This is a genomic window from Pseudopedobacter saltans DSM 12145 (genome assembly GCF_000190735.1).
Lineage (GTDB): Bacteria > Bacteroidota > Bacteroidia > Sphingobacteriales > Sphingobacteriaceae > Pseudopedobacter > Pseudopedobacter saltans.
The window spans coordinates 2,724,050-2,745,651 of the sequence record NC_015177.1; the positions used below are offsets into that span (position 1 = coordinate 2,724,050).

Sequence of the window (21,602 nt, forward strand, 5' to 3'; positions counted from 1 at the left end):
TTATATCTATCCTGATTTCTATCACTTTTTTTACACTTTTTGTCATTTCAGGAAGAATCAGCACCACAAACTATGCAAGCATAGCTTTTATACCGAATACCATTTTGATGTTTGGTTCAGAACGATAAGAATTAAATTCTAAACAAATATTTCATTACAAAATAATAAGAATGTTTTTAATATAAATTTGACACATTATTTTTTTTTAACTTTTTTCTGGGAGCTATTGACATTAATTAAAGGATATATTACCTTACAACAATCAAAATGATATTACTGATATAATACATTATCAACATGCTGGTCATTATCAACTTAATTTTCTTATTGGTCATTCGCCTGATTTTAGGTGGTATGCAGAAGGCATGTTTTAGATAAAATATAATAGATATTTAAAAATGCCTTCTTAGTGGAGGCATTTTTTTTGAGTAAATTTCAATTGTAACAAAGATGAAAAAATACATATACACTAAAGGAGAGTTTGTGGAATCTACATCCACGGGCATCGACATTTTCAGTCAGAGTGTACATTATGGTTTTGGAGTTTTTGAGGGGTTACGCTCTTATGTTACAGACAATGGTGTAAAGATTTTCAAAGCAAAAGAACATTTCGAACGCTTGATGAAATCTTGCGAAAAGATAGGGATTCCTTTTAAAAGAGATGTTTACGAATTAATCAGGGCTTCTTACCGTCTATTGGAACTCAACAAATTGGACAATGCCTATATAAGACCTCTGGTAACAACCGGGAGAGGCATGGATTTGAAAATTAATGATGTAGCTGATATCACCATAATGGCTTGGGAGTGGGACTTTTATAATGGCAATAAGCTATTGAATACTTGTATTTCTTCGCATAGAAGATCAAGTCCGAAGACATCTCCTATCGATGCCAAGATTACCGGAAACTACATCAACTCTATCATAGCAACAACAGAGGCTACAAATAATGGCTATGATGATGCCATTCAGTTAGATGAAAGAGGCTTTGTAGCCGAAACACCGGGCGCAAATCTTTTCTGTGAGAAGGATGGAAAAATATATACTCCGGCTTCTTCAGAATATATACTGGCGGGAATAACAAGAGCAACCTTAATTCGGATTGCAAAGTCTTTTGATATAGACGTTATAGAAAAAGATATAACACCAGAAGAGTTTAAAGATGCAGACAGCGCATTCCTGTGCAGCACCGCTGCAGAAGTCGTGGGCATTGGTTCTGTGGACGATGTACCTTACAGATTAAATTTCGAAGATAGTGTTGGAGCTACACTTCAAAGAGCATATAAAAAATTAGTATTGGATAAATTAAGTTACGAGGTTATAATATAATGGAATTAAACAAGTACAGTAAGACAATTACTCAAGACAAAACGCAACCTGCCTCACAGGCTCAACTTTATGCCATAGGCCTAACTACTGCTGACATGTCTAAAGCACAAGTCGGTATTGCCAGCATGGGTTATGATGGAAACAATTGCAATATGCACTTAAACGGCCTGGCCGCAGAAGTAAAAAAAGGTGTCTGGGATAATGGTCTGGTCGGTTTAACATTCCATACCATTGGTGTAAGCGATGGTATTACCAACGGCACTACGGGCATGAGATATTCCCTGGTATCAAGAGATTTAATTGCCGACTCTATAGAAACTGTTACCGGTGCTCATTTTTATGATGGTTTAATTACCGTACCTGGTTGTGATAAAAACATGCCTGGATCTTTAATTGCAATGGCGAGATTAAACCGTCCTTCTATTATGGTTTACGGTGGTTCTATCCATCCCGGAGAATACAAAGGAGAAGCTCTTAATATTGTTTCTGCTTTTGAAGCATTGGGTCAGAAACTTGCCGGAAACTTAAGCGACGAAGATTATCAGGGTGTTATTGAGCATGCCTGCCCCGGTGCCGGTGCTTGTGGCGGAATGTACACCGCAAATACCATGTCTTCTGCAATTGAAGCAATGGGTATGAGTTTACCTTACAGTTCGTCTAATCCGGCTTTAAGTCAGGAAAAAATAAACGAATGTAGAGAAGCTGGAAAATATATTAAAATCTTATTAGAGAAAGATATTAAGCCTAGCGATATCCTAACCAAAAAAGCTTTTGAAAACGCGATTACGGTTATTATGGTTTTAGGAGGTAGTACTAATGCGGTATTGCATATGATTGCAATGGCTGATTCTGTTGGTTTGGAGTTGACATTAAAAGATTTCCAGGATATCAGTGATAGAATCCCTGTATTGGCAGACTTGAAACCAAGCGGAAAATACCTGATGGAAGATCTTCACAATATTGGTGGTGTTCCTATGGTAATGAAATACTTACTGAACAAAGGATTAATCCACGGAGATTGTTTAACTGTAACAGGAAAAACGATTGCTGAAAACTTAGAATCGGTACCTGATATCGAGTTTGAAAATCAAAAAGTGATTTTCCCATTGGAAAAACCTATAAAAGCGACCGGACACTTACAAATGCTTTACGGAAATGTGGCTACTGAAGGTTCTGTAGCAAAGATTTCCGGAAAAGAAGGCGAACGCTTTAAAGGGACAGCCCGTACCTTTAACGGTGAAAGTGAATTGATTCAGGGTATTTCTTCAGGAAAAGTAAAAGCTGGTGATGTAGTAGTAATCCGTTACGTAGGGCCAAAAGGAGGGCCTGGTATGTCGGAAATGTTAAAACCTACTGCTGCCATCATTGGTGCCGGACTGGGTTCTTCTGTAGCGTTAATTACCGATGGTCGTTTCTCTGGTGGTACACATGGTTTCGTTGTGGGACACATTGTACCGGAAGCTTACGAGGGAGGTACAATTGCATTAATTCAGGACGAGGATATCATAGAAATCGATGCAACTACCAATACAATTAATGTATTGCTTTCTGACGAGGAATTAGCTGCAAGAAGAGCACAATGGAAACAACCAGAACCTCCGGTTAAAAGAGGGGTATTGTATAAATATTTTAAAAGTGTAGAAAATGCAACAAAAGGATGTGTTACTGACCACTAGTCCGGAAGAAACTGCTACTGTAGCAGTTCAACAACTAAAAGGTCAAGAAATTGTACTTAAGTGCCTTATCGAGGAAAATGTTGATACGATATTCGGCTATCCTGGAGGCGCGATAATGCCGATATATGATGCTTTATTTGATTACGAAGATAAACTGCATCATGTTTTGGTTAGACATGAACAAGGTGCTACCCACGCCGCACAAGGTTATGCCAGAACTTCTGGTAAAGTGGGTGTGGTTTTCGCAACCAGCGGACCAGGTGCGACTAACCTGATTACTGGTTTAGCAGATGCCCAAATAGATAGCACTCCAATGGTTGCTATCACCGGACAGGTATTTGCTCATTTATTGGGTACAGATGCTTTTCAGGAGACTGACGTAATCAATATCACTACACCGGTAACTAAATGGAATTACCAGATTACCGATGCTTCTGAAATTGAGGAAGTAATGGCTAAGGCTTTCTATATCGCAAGAACAGGAAGACCGGGACCTGTATTAATTGATATTACAAAGAATGCTCAATTGCAATTGACAGATTACTATGGCTACAAAAAATGTGATCACATCAGAAGCTACAGACCTGCCCCAATTGTAAGAAAAGAATATGTAGAACAAGCTGCTGAATTAATCAATAAAGCTGAAAAACCTTTTGTTTTATTTGGACAAGGTGTTTTATTGGGAAATGCAGAAGCAGAGTTTAAAGCTTTTATAGAAAAAGCAGGTATCCCTTCGGCGTGGACAATTATGGGCGCTGGTGCTATTCCTACAGATCACGAGTTAAACGTGGGTATGTTGGGTATGCATGGTAACTATGGACCCAATGTTTTAACGAATGAATGTGATGTACTAATTGCTATAGGTATGCGTTTTGACGACCGTGTAACTGGCCGCTTAGACAAATATGCTAAACAAGCAAAAGTTATCCATTTAGATATTGATCCTGCCGAAATAGACAAAAATGTTAAAACCACAGTTCCTGTTTGGGGAGATTGTAAAGAAACTTTACCACTTTTAACCGAGCTGGTTGAGAAAAAAGAGCATAAAGCATGGTTGCAAAAATTCAGAGATTACGAAAAAGAAGAAATCGCTGAATGTATCGACAAAGAAATCAATCCTCAAGAAGGTGAGATGACTATGGGCGAAGTAATTAATTTGCTGAACCAATTAACTGGCGGCGATGCTGTTATTGTTACTGACGTAGGCCAGCATCAGATGGTTGCTTGTCGTTATGCTAAGTTTAATCATACCAGAAGCAATATTACCAGTGGCGGATTAGGCACTATGGGATTTGCGCTTCCGGCTGCTATTGGCGCTAAATTTGGAGCTCAGGACAGAACCGTTGTCGCTATTATTGGTGATGGTGGTTTTCAAATGACTTTACAAGAGTTAGGTACCATTATGCAAAGTGGCGTGGATGTTAAAATTGTTATCTTAAATAACCAGTTCCTGGGAATGGTTAGACAGTGGCAGGAACTTTTCCACGACAGAAGATACTCTTTCGTAAATATTACCAGTCCGGATTTCGTAGCATTAGCAAAAAGCTATTATATAGACGGACAAAAAGTTTCTGAAAGGGATCAGTTAAAAGGTGCCCTGGAAACAATGCTTAACCATAAAGGATCTTACTTATTGGAAATTATGGTTACCAAAGAAAACAATGTTTTCCCTATGGTTCCGCAAGGATGCAGTGTAAGTGAAATCAGGCTTAAATAATTAGTAAATCATTATGGACGCAAAAATAGAAAAGCAGGAATATAACATCACAGTTTATACCGAAAACCAAGTTGGTTTACTGAGTAGAATTGCTATTATATTTAGTCGTAGAAAGCTCAATATAGAAAGTTTAAATACTTCCCCTTCTGAAGTAGACAGTATCCATAGATTTACTATCGTGATACATGAAACTGAAGAAGTGGTTAGAAAAGTAGCGAGACAACTGGAAAAGCAGGTTGAGGTTCTGAAAGTGTATTACAACAAAAATGAAGAAATTGTTTGGCAGGAATTGGCTCTATATAAAGTCCCTACAGATATCATAGCGGAAAAAGCTAGTGTAGAGCGTTTATTGAGAGAACATGGAGCCAGAGCTGTTGTGATTAGAAAAGACTATACTGTTTTTGAAACCACAGGCCACAGAGAAGAAACGGATAAACTGATAGATGTATTGCAACCTTATGGTTTGATTGAATTTGTAAGAAGCGCCAGGGTGGCTATCATTAAAAACAGTGATGGTTTCCATTCTAAGCTGAAACAATTTGAAAATACACTTCCGGGCGAACAGGCATCGGAAAATGAATATCTAAACAAAAGAGACAAAGTATTTACAATGTAATAATGACAGAACAAGTTTTTAATTTCATTATCCAAACCCGTCAGGCTTTTATTCAATTAGTAGATTCTCTTTCTGTTGAAGAGTTGAATCGCATTCCAGAAGGTTTTAATAACAATATTATATGGAATTTCGGCCATATAGTTGTAAGTACACAAACGCTTTGCTATGTTCGTACCGGAATTAAAAACGATGCATCTGAAGTAAAATATAACGATGATTATAGAAAGGATACTAAACCTTCCCGTTATATAAATTCCGACGAAATTAATGAGCTAAAGTCTCTTGCTTTATCAACTATTGAATCGATCAGGGAGGATTATAAAAAAGGCTTTTTTAAAAACGTACAATCGTTTGCCACATCGACTTATAAGGTGGAAATGAATTCTTTCGAAGAAGTACTTGTTACAACTTCAGGACATGACAATATCCATTTAGGCTATGCTTTGGCTCAAAAAAAATTAATTAAAAAATAGTAGAATTAAATACAGTATAACAAATAACAAAATGGCAAATTATTTTAACACCTTACCGTTAAGAGAGCAATTGAACCAATTAGGCGTTTGTGAGTTTATGGAAAACTCTGAATTCGCTGATGGTATAAACGCATTAAAAGGCAAAAAAATTGTTATCGTTGGAGCAGGTGCTCAAGGTTTAAACCAGGGTCTGAATTTAAGAGATAGCGGTTTAGATATTTCTTACGCTTTACGTAAAGAAGCTATCGAAGGTAAAAGAGATTCCTGGAAAAATGCTACAGAAAACAACTTTAAAGTTGGAACTTACGATGAATTAATCCCTACTGCTGATGTTGTAGTTAATTTAACTCCGGATAAGCAACATACTGCTGTTGTTAGCGCTGTTATGCCATTGATGAAACAAGGTTCTACCCTATTATATTCTCATGGTTTCAACATTGTAGAGGAAGGAATGCAGGTTCGTAAAGACATTACTGTAATTATGGTTGCGCCTAAATGTCCTGGTTCTGAAGTTAGAGCTGAGTATTTAAGAGGTTTTGGTGTTCCTACATTAATCGCTGTTCACCCTGAAAACGATCCGGAAGGTAAAGGTTTAGCGCAAGCTAAAGCTTACTGTGTAGGTACTGGTGGTCACAGAGCTGGTGTATTAAGATCTTCTTTCGTTGCAGAGGTAAAATCTGACTTAATGGGCGAGCAAACTATCCTTTGTGGTTTGTTACAAACAGGTTCTATCCTTTCTTTCGATAAAATGATTGAAAAAGGAATCGACGCTGGTTATGCTTCTAAATTGGTACAATACGGTGTTGAAGTTATCACTGAAGCTTTAAAACACGGTGGTGTAAGTGGTATGATGGACAGATTAAGCAATCCTGCTAAAATCAAAGCTTTCAATATTTCTGAAGAATTGAAAGATATCATGCGTCCTTTATTCCAAAAACATCAGGATGATATCATGTCTGGCGAATTTAGCCGTGTAATGATGGAAGACTGGGCTAATGGTGATGCTAACCTATTAAAATGGAGAGCTGAAACTGGTGAAACTGCTTTCGAAAAAACTCCTGCTGGTGACGCTAAAATCGGTGAGCAAGAATATTTTGACAACTACCTTTTAATGGTTGCTTTTGTAAGAGCTGGTGTTGAATTAGCTTTCGAAACAATGGTTGAAGCTGGTATCAAAGCTGAATCTGCTTACTACGAATCTTTACACGAAACTCCATTAATTGCTAACACTATCGCTCGTAAAAAATTATTCGAGATGAACCGTGTTATTTCTGATACTGCTGAATACGGTTGTTATTTATTTGACCAGGCTTGTAAGCCTTTATTAGCGGATTTCATGAAAACTGTTGATACTGATTTAGTAGGTAAAAACTTCAACGAAGGTAAAGACGGTTCTGTTGATAATGCTGAATTAGTTGCTGTAAACGAAGTTTTACGTAACCATCCGGTTGAAATTGTTGGTAGAAAATTGCGTGGAGCAATGACTGCAATGAAAGCAATTAAAACTGCTTAATATTATAAATATTATTTAACCACAAAGAGCGCAAAGTTCTACAAAGACCTTTTTACGCTCCTTGTATTCTTTGCGAACTTTGTGGTTATTAAAAAAAACTAAGATTTAAAATGTCTCAGCCTGTCGTCCATATCCAAAACTTGAATCTGAAATACAAACATAAAGTTGTATTAAGGGATTTGAATTGGACTATAAATCGTGGAGACAACTGGGTATTGAATGGAATTAGCGGAAGTGGAAAAACCTCTTTAGCTAAGATCATTACAGGTACGCAAAGTGCAGTTGGAAATATAGATATTAACTTTGATACCACCAGCAAACTGTCTGCTCGTGTCATGTACGTAGAAAGCTGGTATCAATTTAAAAATCTGGAAGGTGTTGCTAATTTCTACTATCAGCAACGCTATACCAGCCTGCAGGTTAAAGAGACGCTCACTGTCGAAGCAGAACTTAAACTTTTTGGAAAAGAAAACAGTTTAGATTTTGCACAGGCAGAGATTATCATCAATGCTTTAGGGTTTGCAGGGCAAAAAACTTCTCAACTGATAGAATTATCAAGCGGAGAACATAAAAAACTTCAATTGGTTAAAGCACTGTGGTTAAAACCACAATTGCTTATCATCGACCAGCCTTACACCGGACTGGATGTTAATTCCCGGAAAAGCTTAAACGATCTTTTAGACGGTATTGCTAAAGCAGGTGTAAACTTAATTTTAATCTGCAATGATACAGAGTTACCTGAAAGCATCAATCGTTTCGCTTTATTGGAAAACGGACAAATCGTTGAGGTTTCTTCTGCGGGCAGGTTGCAATTAGATACAGATTACTCTTTAGGAGAAATTCCGGAATTCTTAAGGAAATCTCCTGATTATTCATCAGAAAGCATTATCAGGATGGTTAACATCAATATCAGCTATGGTGAAAAACAGGTTTTAAAAAACATAAACTGGGAAGTTAATAAAGGTGAAAGATGGCTTTTGCAAGGTCACAATGGTTCGGGAAAATCTACTTTATTAAGTTTAGTAAACGGAGATCATCCACAAGCTTATGCCAATGAACTTTATCTTTTTGGAAACAGAAGAGGTAGTGGCGAAAGTATTTGGGACATTAAACAACGTATTGGATTAATTTCTCCTGAATTCCATTGGTATTTTGATACGTCTTCTACTGTATGGCAAAGTGTGGCTTCTGGTCTGTATGATAATTTTGGTCTTCAACTGGAACTGCCTTATACCAAAGCTAAACAGGTAGACGATTTGGTTGCCTATTTTGGTCTTACCGACATCAAAAATGAGACCATGGGTACTTTACCTTTAGGTAAACAACGTTTGGTATTATTGGCAAGAACCATTATCAAAAACCCGGAATTACTGATTTTAGACGAACCTTGCCAGGGTCTGGATCAGCAACAAACCCAATACTTTAACTGTCTGGTAGACGAATTATGCAGTAACGGTATGACATTGGTTTATGTCGGCCATTATGAATCGGCCTTACCAACTACACTTGAAAAGAGAATTCTCTTAGATAAAGGAAACGTTAAAGTGATTGAAGAAATAAATATTACGGAAGAAGCATATTCTTCATCAAATTAAAATTGAAATCAACAGGCCGACATAAAACCCGGCTTCCAAATAAGATTTGAACAAATAAAGTTCAGGCAAAAATTAAAAAAACTGGGCTTAGGCCTTAAAAAATAGAATAAAATATGATACACGATCCGAACCGTATTTATGTATTTGACACCACTCTTAGAGATGGAGAGCAAGTACCTGGTTGCCAGTTAACGACAAGTGAGAAGATAGAAATTGCTAAGGAACTTGAATTACTGGGTGTTGATGTTATTGAAGCTGGATTTCCTATTTCCAGCCCCGGCGACTTCCAAAGCGTTGTAGAATTATCTAAAGCAGTTAGCGAGCCTATTATTTGTGCTTTAACCAGAGCTAACAATAAAGATATTGATGCTGCAGTTGCTGCTTTACAGTATGCAAAAAGACCTAGAATCCATACAGGAATCGGTGCTTCAGATATGCATATTCAATACAAATTTAACAGTACCAGGGAGGAAATCTTGAGAAGAGGTGTTGAAGCTGTAAAATACGCGAAGAAATTTGTTGAAGATATTGAATTCTATGCAGAAGATGCTGGTAGAGCTGATAATGCTTTCCTTGCTCAGATGGTAGAAGCTGTTATTGCAGCTGGTGCAACAGTGGTTAATATTCCAGATACCAATGGATATTGTTTGCCAGACCAGTACGGAGCCAAAATCAAATATTTAATGGACAACGTTAAAAACATTGATCAGGCTATTATTTCTGTGCATTGTCATAACGATTTAGGCTTGGCAACAGCAAATTCTATTGCTGGTATCATGAATGGTGCCAGACAGGTAGAATGTACCATTAACGGTATTGGCGAAAGAGCAGGTAACACTTCTTTGGAAGAGGTTGCCATGGTTTTGAAAACGCATACTAGTTTGGGTAAATACACCAATATCAATAGCAAAAAATTCCATCAGCTAAGTGGCATGGTTAGCCGCATGATGCGCATGCCGGTACAACCTAATAAAGCCATTGTAGGTAAAAATGCTTTTGCACACAGCTCCGGGATTCATCAGGATGGTGTATTGAAATTCAGAGAGAATTACGAGATTATTAATCCGGAGGATGTGGGTATTAATCAGTCCGAAATCATATTAACAGCGAGAAGTGGTCGCCACGCATTAAAACACCATTTAGAGCGTTTAGGATATGTAGCAGATAAGATTAATTTAGAAGAAGTTTACGAAAGATTCTTAATTTTAGCCGATAAAAAGAAAGAGATCAATGACGATGATTTATTGTCATTAATGGGTGAAGGAACCAATAACTATAAAGATGGTATCCATATTAAACTTTTACAGGTGCAATGCGGACATCCTTTAGTTCCAACTTCAACCATTCAGATTGAATATAAAAACGAAGTAAAAGAGGCTTCTGCAACAGGAAACGGGCCGGTAAATGCTACTATTAATGCAGTAAATGCGATTATCGGAAAAGACATCAATTTAAAAGAATTGCATATCGACTCTATTCACGGCGGAAGTACCGATAGCTGTAAAGTAACCATGACCTTAGTTTACGATGGTAAAACTTATATGGGGTATGGTTTCCATACAGATATTGTTCAGGCATCTGCACAAGCATATTTAGACGCGGTGAACAAGTTTATTTAATTAGTAAAAAAGAAAAAACGATATAAAAATGAGCAAAACGTTATTCGATAAAGTGTGGGACAGCCACGTTGTTCGTAAGATTGAAAATGGACCAGATGTTGTTTTTATTGACAGACATCTGATTCACGAAGTAACGAGTCCGGTAGCTTTCTTAGGTTTGAAAAACAGAGGGAATTCTGTATTGTATCCAAACCGTACTTTCGCTACAGCAGACCACAATACACCAACAATCAACCAACATTTACCGGTTGCAGATCCACTTTCCGCAAACCAATTAAAAGCGTTGGAAGAGAATGCAAAACAATACGGCATTAGCCACTGGGGACTAGGACACCAAAAAAATGGTATTGTTCACGTTGTAGGACCAGAATATGGTATTACTCAACCAGGTGCAACTATTGTTTGTGGTGACTCTCATACTTCTACTCATGGTGCTTTCGGAGCTATTGCTTTCGGTATAGGTACTTCAGAAGTAGAAATGGTTTTGACTACGCAATGTATCATGCAACCAAAACCAAAGAAAATGAGAATCAACATCACTGGTGGCCTTAATAAAGGTGTTACACCAAAAGATGTTGCTCTATATATCATTTCAAAATTAACTACATCTGGCGCTACAGGATATTTTGTTGAGTATGCCGGTGAAGTTTTCGAAAAAATGAGCATGGAAGGCCGTATGACTGTGTGTAACCTAAGTATAGAAATGGGTGCCCGTGGTGGTATGATCGCTCCTGACGAAACAACTTTCAATTACATTAAAGACCGTGAGTTTACACCTAAAGGTGAAGGCTGGGACAAAGCAATGGAATATTGGAAAACTTTGAAAACTGATGCCGATGCAGTTTTTGATAAAGAATATACTTTTGCAGGTTCTGATATCGAGCCAATGATTACTTATGGTACCAACCCGGGTATGGGAATTGGTATCTCTCAATCTGTTCCAAATGCAGATCAAGTTGAAGGTGGTGTGGCTACTTACGAGAAATCTTTAAACTACATGGGCTTCAACGAAGGTGATGCTATGATTGGTAAACAAGTAGATTATGTTTTCGTAGGAAGCTGTACAAACGGTAGAATTGAAGATTTCAGAGCTTTTGCTTCTATTGTAAAAGGCAGACATAAAGCAGATAACGTTACTGCATGGTTAGTACCTGGATCTCATATTGTTGAAGCTCAAATTAAAGAAGAGGGTATTTTAGATATCCTTACCGAAGCTGGATTCGTATTGCGTCAACCAGGTTGTTCAGCTTGTTTAGCGATGAATGATGATAAAGTTCCTGCTGGAAAATATGCAGTAAGTACTTCTAACAGAAACTTTGAAGGCAGACAAGGACCAGGTTCCAGAACGATGTTAGCTAGTCCGTTAGTAGCTGCTGCTGCTGCTGTTACCGGAAAAGTTACAGACCCTAGAACTTTAATTTAAGCTGAATGCCGAAGGCTTTAAGCTTAAGCAGCACATAAATTAAAAAACTAATAATGATACGCTAAAATCCTATAAATAAGATTTTAGGTAAATGCAACATAAAAATGGCTTACGATAAATTCAATATATTAACAAGTACAGCAGTTCCACTTCCGATCGAGAATGTGGATACTGACCAAATTATCCCTGCTCGTTTCTTAAAAGCTACAGAAAGAGTTGGATTTGGTGATAATCTTTTCCGTGACTGGAGATACAATGCTGATGATACTCCTAAAGCAGATTTCGTTTTAAACGATCCTACTTACAAAGGAAAAATATTAGTTGGTGGTAAAAATTTCGGTTCTGGCTCTTCAAGAGAACACGCTGCATGGGCTGTATATGACTATGGTTTCAGATGCGTAGTTTCTAGCTTCTTTGCAGATATCTTCAAAAACAACTGCTTAAATATTGGTGTATTACCTGTTCAAATCAGCCCCGAGTTTTTAGAGAAAATCTTTGCAGCGATCTATGACAATCCAGAAACCGAATTGGAAATTAATCTTCCAGAGCAAACAATAACCCTATTGGCTACTGGCGAATCAGAGAAATTTGATATCAATAGCTACAAAAAAGGAAACATGTTAAACGGTTTCGACGATATCGATTACTTAAAAAGCATGACTTCTGAAATTGAAGCTTTCGCGGAAACAAGACCATTTTAAGAAGCTAAAAACAGAAAGCTAAAGGCTTAAAGCTTTAAAATAATTGTAGAAAGAAACAAAAAGCACTATCCCTTATCCCCTCTTTCGTCCCGAAGGGACTCCTTTGGAGGAGAGGGGGCCAAGGTGAAGCTACTAATTCAAAAAATCAATAATGAATAAAAGGAAAATAGAAATAATGGATACCACTCTCCGTGATGGAGAACAGACCTCTGGAGTTTCATTTTCCGCTTCAGAAAAACTAACACTTGCTAAACTTTTACTCGAAGAACTTTTGGTAGACCGCATAGAAATTGCTTCTGCAAGAGTTTCAGATGGAGAGTTTGAAGCCGTAAAGAACATTTGTTCGTGGGCCGGCGAAAATAATTATCTGCATAAAATAGAGGTACTTACCTTTGTTGATAAAGGTATTTCTATAGATTGGATGGTAAAAGCTGGTGTAAAAGTTCAAAATCTTTTAACCAAAGGATCCCTTAACCACCTGACACACCAATTAAAGAAAACTCCAGAGCAACATTTCTCTGAAATAGCGCAGACAATAGCACTTGCGCAACAACACGGAATTTCCACCAATGTTTATCTGGAAGATTGGAGTAACGGAATGCGTAATTCTCCTGAATATGTATTTCAATACCTGGATTTCATATCAAAACAACCAATAAAAAGGGTGATGTTACCTGATACTTTGGGTATTTTGTCGCCATGGGAAGCATATCAATTTATTACTAAAGTAAAGTCTGGCTATCCTGATTTACATTTGGATTTCCATGCGCATAACGATTACGATTTAGGCACTGCAAACGTTCTTGAAGCCGTAAAAGCAGGTGTGGATGGACTCCATTTAACCATTAACGGTATGGGAGAAAGAGCCGGAAATGCCCCTATTGAAAGCGCTATAGCCGTGATACGTGATTTTTTACCTGAAATAGAAATCAACGTCAAAGAGTCTTCTATTTATAAGGTAAGTAAGTTGGTTGAAACTTTTTCCGGAGTACGTATCCCTGTTAATAAACCTATAACAGGCGATAATGTATTTACCCAAACAGCAGGTATCCATGCAGATGGAGACAACAAGAAAAACCTGTATTTCAGCGACTTACTTCCAGAGCGTTTCGGTAGAAAACGCAAATATGCATTAGGTAAAACATCAGGGAAGGCTAATATTGAAAAAAATCTTCAGGAGTTAGGTTTAAAACTGAATGACGAAGACCTTAAAAAAGTTACCCAACGAGTAATAGAATTGGGTGATAAAAAAGAAACAGTTACTAAAGAAGATCTGCCTTATATCATTTCAGACGTATTAGACAAAAGCTCTTCTTATACAGAAAAAGTAGCTGTAGAATCTTACGTTTTAACACATTCCAAAGGATTACGCCCTTCTGCCACAGTTTCTGTCAATATAGAGGGGGAACTTTTCGAAGAGAATTCCCAAGGTGATGGTCAGTTTGACGCTTTCATGAATGCCTTAGCCAAAGTTTATAAGAAAAAGAAATTGGCTTTACCTAAACTGGTAGACTATGCGGTAAGGATAGCTCCGGGAAGCAGTACTGATGCCTTATGTGAGACCACCATTACATGGGAAACAGAAAATAAGACTTTTACAACAAGAGGGTTAGATTCTGATCAAACGGTTTGCGCCATTATCGCTACCCAAAAAATGCTTAATATAATTTGATAAAAGTAACAAGTCGCAAGTATTAAGTAGCAAGACTTTTAATACTTGATACCTGATACTAAGAACTTGATACTAATAAAAATAAATACAATAAAATGAAATTAAATATTGCCCTTTTACCGGGTGACGGTATCGGACCAGAAGTAGTAGATCAGGCTGTTAAAGTTTGTGACGCTGTAGCAAAGAAATTCAACCATGAAATCAATTGGACAAAAGCCTTAACAGGCGCTTCTGCGATTGATGCTTGTGGAGAACCTTACCCAGACTCAACACACGAAGTTTGTATGGCTGCAGATGCCGTACTTTTTGGTGCAATTGGCGATCCTAAATACGATAATGACCCTAAAGCTACCGTTCGTCCAGAACAAGGCTTATTGAAAATGCGCCAAAAATTAGGTTTATTCGCAAACGTACGTCCTACTTTTACATTCCCTTCTTTAATTGACAATTCTCCATTAAAAAGAGAAAGAATTGAAGGTACCGACTTAATTATCTTACGTGAATTAACTGGTGGTATTTACTTTGGTGAAAGAGGTAGAAAAGACGATGGAAATACTGCTTTTGATACCTGTACTTATACTAGAGAAGAAATCCAACGTTTGGCAAAATTAGGTTTCGAGTTAGCTATGACTAGAGGCAAAAAATTATGCTGTGTGGACAAAGCGAACGTATTGGAAAGCTCTCGTTTATGGAGAGAAACCGTACAGGCAATGGAAAAAGATTATCCGGAAGTTACAGTATCTTATGAATTCGTAGATGCGGTTGCTATGCGTTTGGTACAATGGCCTAACTCTTACGATGTTATGATTACAGAAAACCTTTTTGGTGATATTTTAACTGACGAAGCTTCTGTTATCTCTGGTTCTATGGGATTAATGCCATCTGCTTCTAAAGGCGTTCATACGTCTTTATACGAGCCAATCCATGGTTCCTATCCACAAGCCGCAGGAAAAGACATCGCTAATCCATTAGCTACTGTTCTTTCTGCTGCAATGATGTTCGAAGACGCTTTCGGTTTAAAAGAAGAAGCCGAAGCGATCAGAGAAGTAGTTAATAAATCTTTAGCAGCGGGAATTGTTACTGAAGATTTAGCAGGTTCTAATAAAGCTTACAAAACAAGCGAAGTTGGAAACTGGTTAGCTGAGAATATTTAATTGAGTTATAATTTTTAAGTTACGACTTGATATATTGAAAACCGGCGCTTACAGCGTCGGTTTTTTTGTTTAAGCATAAGACAGTTTTTATTACATTTACTAATTATCAATTCCAATTGTCATGATTTCCATCAATCCATTTGCCGCAGCCGAGAGATTAAAAGGCATTGTAAAAAAAACACCATTAGAGTATAACCAAAGGCTTTCTGAAAGATATCAATGTGAGGTTTATCTGAAAAGAGAGGACTTACAAATTGTAAGATCTTATAAAATAAGAGGAGCATACAATCTTATCAGTGCACTTTCTAAAGAACAGGCAAAAAAAGGAGTGGTATGTGCAAGTGCCGGAAATCATGCACAAGGTGTGGCTTATTCATGCCAGCATTTAGGAATAAAAGGTGTTATTTTTATGCCGCAACCTACACCAAAACAAAAAATTAACCAAACCAATATGTTTGGTAAGGACAAAGTAGAAATCATCTTAACTGGCGATACTTTTGACGATTGCCAGCAGGAAGCTTTGGCCTACGCTAAAAAACATGATATGGTATTTGTCCCTCCTTTTGACTCTGCGGCCATCATAGAAGGGCAAAGCACTGTTGGAGTAGAGATTTTACAAGATTTACCAGGTGTAGATATGGTTATTTCTCCTATTGGAGGTGGTGGATTAATTTCCGGAATTTCTCTTTATCTAAAGAAGAACAAACCTCAGATTTTTATTGCTGGTATAGAACCTGCCGAGGCAGCGTCTATGAAAGCCGCTTTGGATGCTAATCAGCCTGTCACTTTAGAAAAAATGAGCAGATTTGTAGATGGCGCTGCCGTAAAACGGGTTGGAAAACTAAATTTTGAAACTTGTAAGGAGCTGGTAGACGACGTTAGCAATGTTTCCGAAGGGAAAGTCTGTACTACAATTTTAAAATTATATAACGAGGATGCAATTGTAGTAGAACCCGCCGGGGCCCTTTCTATTGCCGCTTTAGATAATTATAAAGAGCAGATTAAAGGTAAAAAAGTCGTTTGCATCGTTAGCGGTGGAAATAATGATATAGACCGAATGGGAGAAATTAAAGAACGCTCACTTTTATACGAAGGTCTTAAACATTATTTCATTGTTCGTTTTCCGCAACGTCCGGGAGCACTTAAATTGTTTGTAAATGAAGTTTTGGGCCCCGATGATGATATTACCCGTTTTGAATTTATTAAGAAAACTGAACGTGAGAGAGGTCCGGCATTAGTGGGAATAGAATTAAAGGATGCTAAAGACTATGCTTCCCTCTTAAAAAGGATGACACATTATAACTTTGATTTTAAAGAGATTAATCAGGACGAAACGTTGTTTGAGTACTTCATTTAACTGGACAAGGCCTTTTTATTTCTAAATTTTATCTTCAACTCTGAAAGTGGATCTATATCTAAAAAACTAAAATCATAAGCCACTATTTGCTTGCCATCCAAACTTAGAGTAAGTTCATTATAAGATCCATTAAAGTGAATTGATTTTAATTTGGCTTCCATAACATTTTCGGAATCACCTATGATTACGTCCTGAGGGTATACCGCATATTGTTCAGAACCTTCCCCGTTCAGAATATTCGCAGCACCTAATAACTTAGCTACATAAGCACTTTCAGGATTTTTATAAATTTCTTTAGGATGCCCTTGCCTAACAACTTTTCCCTCTCTGATAATAACTAATTTATCCGCCAAAGATAAGGCATCCGAAGGATCATGAGACACCATGATAACTGTGATATTCAACTCTTTAGACAAACGCTCAATATCGTCCCTTAGCTGCTTCTTTAAGATCGTATCAATCATGCTAAACGGTTCGTCCAGCAATAACACGGTAGGTTCTGTAATAATGGCTCTTGCTATTGCTACACGTTGTTGTTCGCCACCACTTAAATCAACGATTTTTTTGTTTGCCAGATGATCTATCCGTAAAAATTTCATAGTTTTCACTGTCAGATCATTTTTTGTTTGCAAGTCAGTATTGGAAAGCTGTCCTGAGATATTATCAAACACTCTGGCATAAAGATTTAAAGTGACTTCCTGAGTCACCATACGCATATCATCATGCCCTGGGATTAATTTTTCGCCCGGACCTTGAATACGCTTATTTTCATAAAGTACTTCTCCTATTTCCGGAACCAAAATTCCATAGATAAGCTTTAATAAAGTAGATTTTCCACTACCGCTCTCCCCCACTATACTTACTATTTCTCCTCTTTTTATTTCCAGACTTATTCCCGAAACTCCTGAGTGTTGATTTTCCAGATAGTTTCTATAAACGTTATTAAGCTTAATCAATGTATCCATTACAGTCTCTACAAAGGTCGTAAAGATACAAAAACAAAATAGCCCCGCTTAAAAACGGGGCTATTTTAGATTTGGAAAATCGAAAGCTAAAAACCAAACGTCAGTCCAAATGACATATTTTTATAACCTTCTAAACCCGGAGCTTCATTTTTAGCAAAAACATCGTTGAAATAATATTTGAAGAACAGTCCGGCACCTCCGTAACCCAGTCGTACATTTGCTCCATACCTGAATTGCTCGAAGTTGAAATTGTCTTTAACCTTTGTTCTTTCACCATTTTGGGACTTTTGCTTTAACTTACCATCAATCAGAAAACCTACCTCTGGCCCTGCTACAAAGGAAAAACGCTTACTGCTTTTAGACTCATTGGATCTAAACTCGAAATAAAGCGGAACTCTTAAATATCTGTTGCTAAATCTATTCTTCTTTAAATTTAGATTCGGATCTTCCTGATAAGCCAAAACCGGATTATCTGCCAAAATGGTAATATCATTTCTCTTCAGTCGAATATGATTCCAATCCAATCCGGCCGCCAGCATAATCTTAAAGTTAGAATTGAAACGAACGCCAAACTGTAAAACATCAAAACCTATAGTATGGGTTTTCCATACTTCGTGGTCTAAGAAGCCATAACTATCCGGAAAACCGAAATCGCTTCCGTTATGATATTTGCTAAGCCCAAGATCGAAATGTTCGAAATTAAATCCAAAATTCACTTTGGGATATTTGCTGTATCTCTTGCCAGTCTTGTTGGTATCAACCTTTCCTACCTGAATACTTACTCCTTCTGATCCTATCTCTATTTTTGTTTGCCTTTTCACTTTCGTAGAATCTGTCTGTGCATTAGCAAAAAGTACAGTCCCAATAAATAGTAATGTTAAAATTTTCTTCATATTAATACGCTTTCCTATATTTTATCAAACCTAAATTAATTCCTGTTATCTCCATATCGCTTTCATCGGTCTTGCTTACATGGATAATTTTATTTTCACGTTTATCTATTTTTCCAACTACAAAATTTACCAGATCGCCTAATGTTCGCACCCTTTCTTTTGTTTCCTGGGGGCTATCAACCTGTACCAATGTTTCTTGCAACTTAATTTCTGGTTCTTGCTTTTCCGTGTCCTGATTTTTATCGATTACATTACTTACTACTTTTACCAGTTGCCTTTCTTTAATTTCTGCTGATCGATCCGGTAGATTTTCCATATAACGCCTTCTTTTTTCTACCGGTTTATCTTCCAGCTCTGTTGAAGCCATTAATTCCAAAAATCTTTTCTCATTCTCGGCCTGATTGTTTGGTTTAAATCCAGGATGATTGACAGGTCGACTATAAGTTTCAGAAATTTCAACTTGCGAATTGGTGATTTCTATTTTTTCACTTCTTAGTTGTACCCTTTCTGCATCACTCTTAAAAAACACAAAACCTAATCCCAACAGAATTAAACTGGCTGCAGCCCATAGAAAAGGGAACTTATTCTTTCTGCTATCAGGTTCAGAAGAATTAGTTTCACTTTCTATTGCAACCCAAAAATCTTTGGTAGGCTCTTCTTCGAACTCTTCCAAAGAAGCTTTAAAAAAAGCATCAAACTCTTTATCCGACATTGACTTCATAACCTTGCCTTTCTAATTTTTTTATTTTTTCTTTCAGAACAGTTCTTGCTCTGCTTAACTGAACTTTGGAAGCTCCTTCCGTTATACCTAAAGTATTGGCTATTTCTTTATGCGAATATCCTTCTATCGCATACATGTTAAAAACCATTCTGTAAACTTCAGACAAACTCTGAATAAGCGTCATCAAATCTTTAGCCTGTATACTGCTTAACTCTATTTCAGAAGAGCTGATCTCCACACCTGTTTCTTCTATATCCAGAACATTAAGGGTTCGCATACTTTTCCTGTAAAACTCAATTGAAGTATTGACCATGATTCTCCTTATCCAACCTTCAAAAGAACCTTCTGCTTTATAAGATTGAATGTGTTTAAATACCTTTATAAAACCAGTTTGTAGGATATCCTCTGCTTCGAACTTGGTTTTCGCATAACGCATACAAACTCCAAGCATCTTGGATGCCATCATTTTATATAAAAGTTCCTGAAAACGCCGATCTGTTTTCTGACAACCTTCTATAATTTCGGAGAGTGAGTACTTGTTTTGCAAATTCATCTTATTTACTGGTAAGACGATCTATAAATAACAATGGTTACAATAAAAACAAAAAAAATCGCCTTAATGAGCGATTTTCTAATTCCTGATGATTTCCAGGATTTCGTCTACATACTTCCTCTCATTAGCCAATCTCGGAACTTTATGCTGTCCACCTAATTTGCCCTTATGCTTTAACCATTTGTAAAAAGTTCCATTTGGTGCATGGTGGACCAACGGCCGTTTTAAAGCCATATCTTTAAAACGCTTAGCATCATAATCAGAATTAACTTCGCGTAAAGTATTATCCAGAATATCTATAAATCTATCGAATTCATTTGGAGCCCTTTCAAACTCTATAATCCATTCGTGACCACCAACATCTTCTCCAGAAAAATATATGGGGCAGGCTGTATAATCCAAAATCGATGCATCAGTTTCGGAACAAGCTTTAGTAAGCGCTTTTTCAGCATTTTCGATAATAACCTCTTCGCCAAATGCATTAATAAAATGCTTTGTTCTTCCTGTTATGCGAATTCGGTATGGACTTAAAGAAGTGAATTTGACAGTATCACCTATCATATAGCGCCAAAGACCACCATTTGTACTGATGACAATAGCATAGTTCTTCCCTAACTCTACCTCATGCAAAGACAATGCTTTAGGATTCTCCTCATCAATATGCTCCATTGGTATAAATTCGTAATAAATCCCATAGTCCAGCATAAGCAATAAGTCCTTTTCTTGCCCGTGATCCTGAATCCCAAAAAAGCCTTCTGATGCATTATAAGTCTCCAGATAATACATAGATTTATTTGGAACCAATGACTCAAATTGATCTTTATAGGGCTCAAAATTTACCGCTCCATGAATGTAGAGCTCCAGGTTAGGCCAAACCTCCATCAAGTTATCTTTACCCGTTAGCTCCAGTACCCTTTTAGCGAGAACAATTGTCCAAGTAGGCACTCCCACAATATTGGTTACATTTTCGTTAATCGTAACCTTTGCCATCTTCTCTATTTTTTCCTCATAGTTATCCATCAGTGCGATAGACATATCGGGCGTACGCATCAATTCAGCCCAAATTGGAATATTTTTAATCAGTACCGCAGAAAGATCACCATAGAAAGAGTCTGTATTTAGCTGGTTAATTTGATGACTACCTCCTAAAACCAAACTTTTACCGGTAAATATCCGTGCTTCAGGGTTATTATTGCAATAGATAGCAAGCATATCCTTGCCACCTTTAAAATGACATTCTTCCAGCGATTCCTGTGTAACAGGGATAAATTTACTTCTATCACTTGTTGTCCCTGAAGATTTTGCAAACCATTTCACTTCAGAAGGCCAGAGGATGTTCTGTTCACCCTTCAACATTCTTTCTATATAAGGCTTTAAAGTTTCGTAGTTTTGGATAGGTACTCTTTCCCTGTAGTCTTCGACACTCTCTATTGATCGATAGTCGTATGTTTTTCCCCATTCAGTTCCAACCGCGGAATGGATAAGTTCATGAAACCATTCTTCTTGTACCTCATCTGGATATTTCATGAAAAGCTCAATTTGGTGCATCCGCTTTTTCATTACCCAATTAAGGAAGGAATTAACTATGGTCATTCTTGTTGTTAGTTTTTTTGTTAGTATTTAGT

18 protein-coding genes are annotated in these 21,602 nt (G+C 37.2%); 13 read left to right on the forward strand and 5 right to left on the reverse strand.

Annotated elements, in window-relative coordinates; genetic code table 11:
• The first annotated feature begins 450 nt into the window (after nucleotides 1-450).
• The 13 genes from ilvE to ilvA all read left to right on the forward strand — a co-directional run bounded on the left by ilvE (nucleotide 451) and on the right by ilvA (nucleotide 16,845).
• Nucleotides 451-1,329, forward strand: coding sequence for a branched-chain-amino-acid transaminase (ilvE, locus tag PEDSA_RS11800; RefSeq protein ID WP_013633382.1), 879 nt, complete (start codon nucleotides 451-453; stop codon nucleotides 1,327-1,329).
• Nucleotides 1,329-3,005: a dihydroxy-acid dehydratase gene (gene ilvD / locus PEDSA_RS11805; protein WP_013633383.1), complete on the forward strand. Its 1,677-nt coding sequence runs from the start codon at nucleotides 1,329-1,331 to the stop codon at nucleotides 3,003-3,005. The genes ilvE and ilvD overlap by 1 nt, the downstream gene beginning before the upstream one ends.
• Nucleotides 2,974-4,722: a biosynthetic-type acetolactate synthase large subunit gene (gene ilvB / locus PEDSA_RS11810; protein WP_013633384.1), complete on the forward strand. Its 1,749-nt coding sequence runs from the start codon at nucleotides 2,974-2,976 to the stop codon at nucleotides 4,720-4,722. The genes ilvD and ilvB overlap by 32 nt, the downstream gene beginning before the upstream one ends.
• Nucleotides 4,723-4,735: 13 nt before the next feature.
• Nucleotides 4,736-5,338, forward strand: a complete 603-nt coding sequence (gene ilvN, locus PEDSA_RS11815) for an acetolactate synthase small subunit (protein WP_013633385.1) — start codon at nucleotides 4,736-4,738, stop codon at nucleotides 5,336-5,338.
• A gap of 2 nt (nucleotides 5,339-5,340) precedes the next feature.
• A complete protein-coding gene (locus tag PEDSA_RS11820) occupies nucleotides 5,341-5,811 on the forward strand; it encodes a DinB family protein (RefSeq protein ID WP_013633386.1) in 471 nt (156 codons plus the stop codon).
• 31 nt (nucleotides 5,812-5,842) lie between these two features.
• Complete coding sequence (ilvC, locus tag PEDSA_RS11825) at nucleotides 5,843-7,324, forward strand: ketol-acid reductoisomerase (RefSeq protein ID WP_013633387.1); 1,482 nt, start codon at nucleotides 5,843-5,845, stop codon at nucleotides 7,322-7,324.
• Nucleotides 7,325-7,434: 110 nt separating this feature from the next.
• Nucleotides 7,435-8,919 (forward strand): ATP-binding cassette domain-containing protein, encoded by a 1,485-nt coding sequence (locus tag PEDSA_RS11830; RefSeq protein WP_013633388.1) that lies wholly within the window; start codon nucleotides 7,435-7,437, stop codon nucleotides 8,917-8,919.
• A gap of 113 nt (nucleotides 8,920-9,032) precedes the next feature.
• On the forward strand, nucleotides 9,033-10,538 hold the full coding sequence (locus PEDSA_RS11835; protein WP_013633389.1) for a 2-isopropylmalate synthase: 1,506 nt from the start codon (nucleotides 9,033-9,035) through the stop codon (nucleotides 10,536-10,538).
• Between the two features lie 28 nt (nucleotides 10,539-10,566).
• Nucleotides 10,567-11,961, forward strand: coding sequence for a 3-isopropylmalate dehydratase large subunit (gene leuC / locus PEDSA_RS11840; RefSeq protein ID WP_013633390.1), 1,395 nt, complete (start codon nucleotides 10,567-10,569; stop codon nucleotides 11,959-11,961).
• Nucleotides 11,962-12,065: 104 nt separating this feature from the next.
• Nucleotides 12,066-12,662, forward strand: a complete 597-nt coding sequence (leuD, locus tag PEDSA_RS11845; protein ID WP_013633391.1) for a 3-isopropylmalate dehydratase small subunit — start codon at nucleotides 12,066-12,068, stop codon at nucleotides 12,660-12,662.
• A 151-nt stretch (nucleotides 12,663-12,813) separates the two neighbouring features.
• On the forward strand, nucleotides 12,814-14,334 hold the full coding sequence (locus PEDSA_RS11850; RefSeq protein WP_013633392.1) for an alpha-isopropylmalate synthase regulatory domain-containing protein: 1,521 nt from the start codon (nucleotides 12,814-12,816) through the stop codon (nucleotides 14,332-14,334).
• Nucleotides 14,335-14,429: 95 nt separating this feature from the next.
• Nucleotides 14,430-15,488 carry a 3-isopropylmalate dehydrogenase gene (leuB, locus tag PEDSA_RS11855; RefSeq protein ID WP_013633393.1) on the forward strand — a complete coding sequence of 353 codons (1,059 nt, stop codon included), beginning with the start codon at nucleotides 14,430-14,432 and terminating at the stop codon, nucleotides 15,486-15,488.
• A gap of 121 nt (nucleotides 15,489-15,609) precedes the next feature.
• A complete protein-coding gene (gene ilvA, locus PEDSA_RS11860) occupies nucleotides 15,610-16,845 on the forward strand; it encodes a threonine ammonia-lyase IlvA (protein ID WP_013633394.1) in 1,236 nt (411 codons plus the stop codon).
• Here the strand turns inward: ilvA and PEDSA_RS11865 are convergent.
• The 5 genes from PEDSA_RS11865 to PEDSA_RS11885 form a co-directional block, all read right to left on the reverse strand.
• Entirely contained in the window at nucleotides 16,842-17,810 is a 969-nt protein-coding gene (locus tag PEDSA_RS11865; protein ID WP_013633395.1) for an ABC transporter ATP-binding protein, read from the reverse strand. The genes ilvA and PEDSA_RS11865 overlap by 4 nt on opposite strands.
• Nucleotides 17,811-17,896: 86 nt before the next feature.
• Nucleotides 17,897-18,703, reverse strand: a complete 807-nt coding sequence (locus PEDSA_RS11870) for an outer membrane beta-barrel protein (RefSeq protein WP_013633396.1) — start codon at nucleotides 18,701-18,703, stop codon at nucleotides 17,897-17,899.
• Nucleotide 18,704: 1 nt separating this feature from the next.
• On the reverse strand, nucleotides 18,705-19,424 hold the full coding sequence (locus tag PEDSA_RS11875; RefSeq protein ID WP_013633397.1) for a hypothetical protein: 720 nt from the start codon (nucleotides 19,422-19,424) through the stop codon (nucleotides 18,705-18,707).
• A complete protein-coding gene (locus PEDSA_RS11880) occupies nucleotides 19,405-19,977 on the reverse strand; it encodes an RNA polymerase sigma factor (RefSeq protein ID WP_013633398.1) in 573 nt (190 codons plus the stop codon). Before PEDSA_RS11880 ends, PEDSA_RS11875 begins: the two co-directional genes overlap by 20 nt.
• A 78-nt stretch (nucleotides 19,978-20,055) precedes the next feature.
• A complete protein-coding gene (locus tag PEDSA_RS11885; protein ID WP_013633399.1) occupies nucleotides 20,056-21,570 on the reverse strand; it encodes a GH3 auxin-responsive promoter family protein in 1,515 nt (504 codons plus the stop codon).
• Nucleotides 21,571-21,602: the final 32 nt, after the last annotated feature.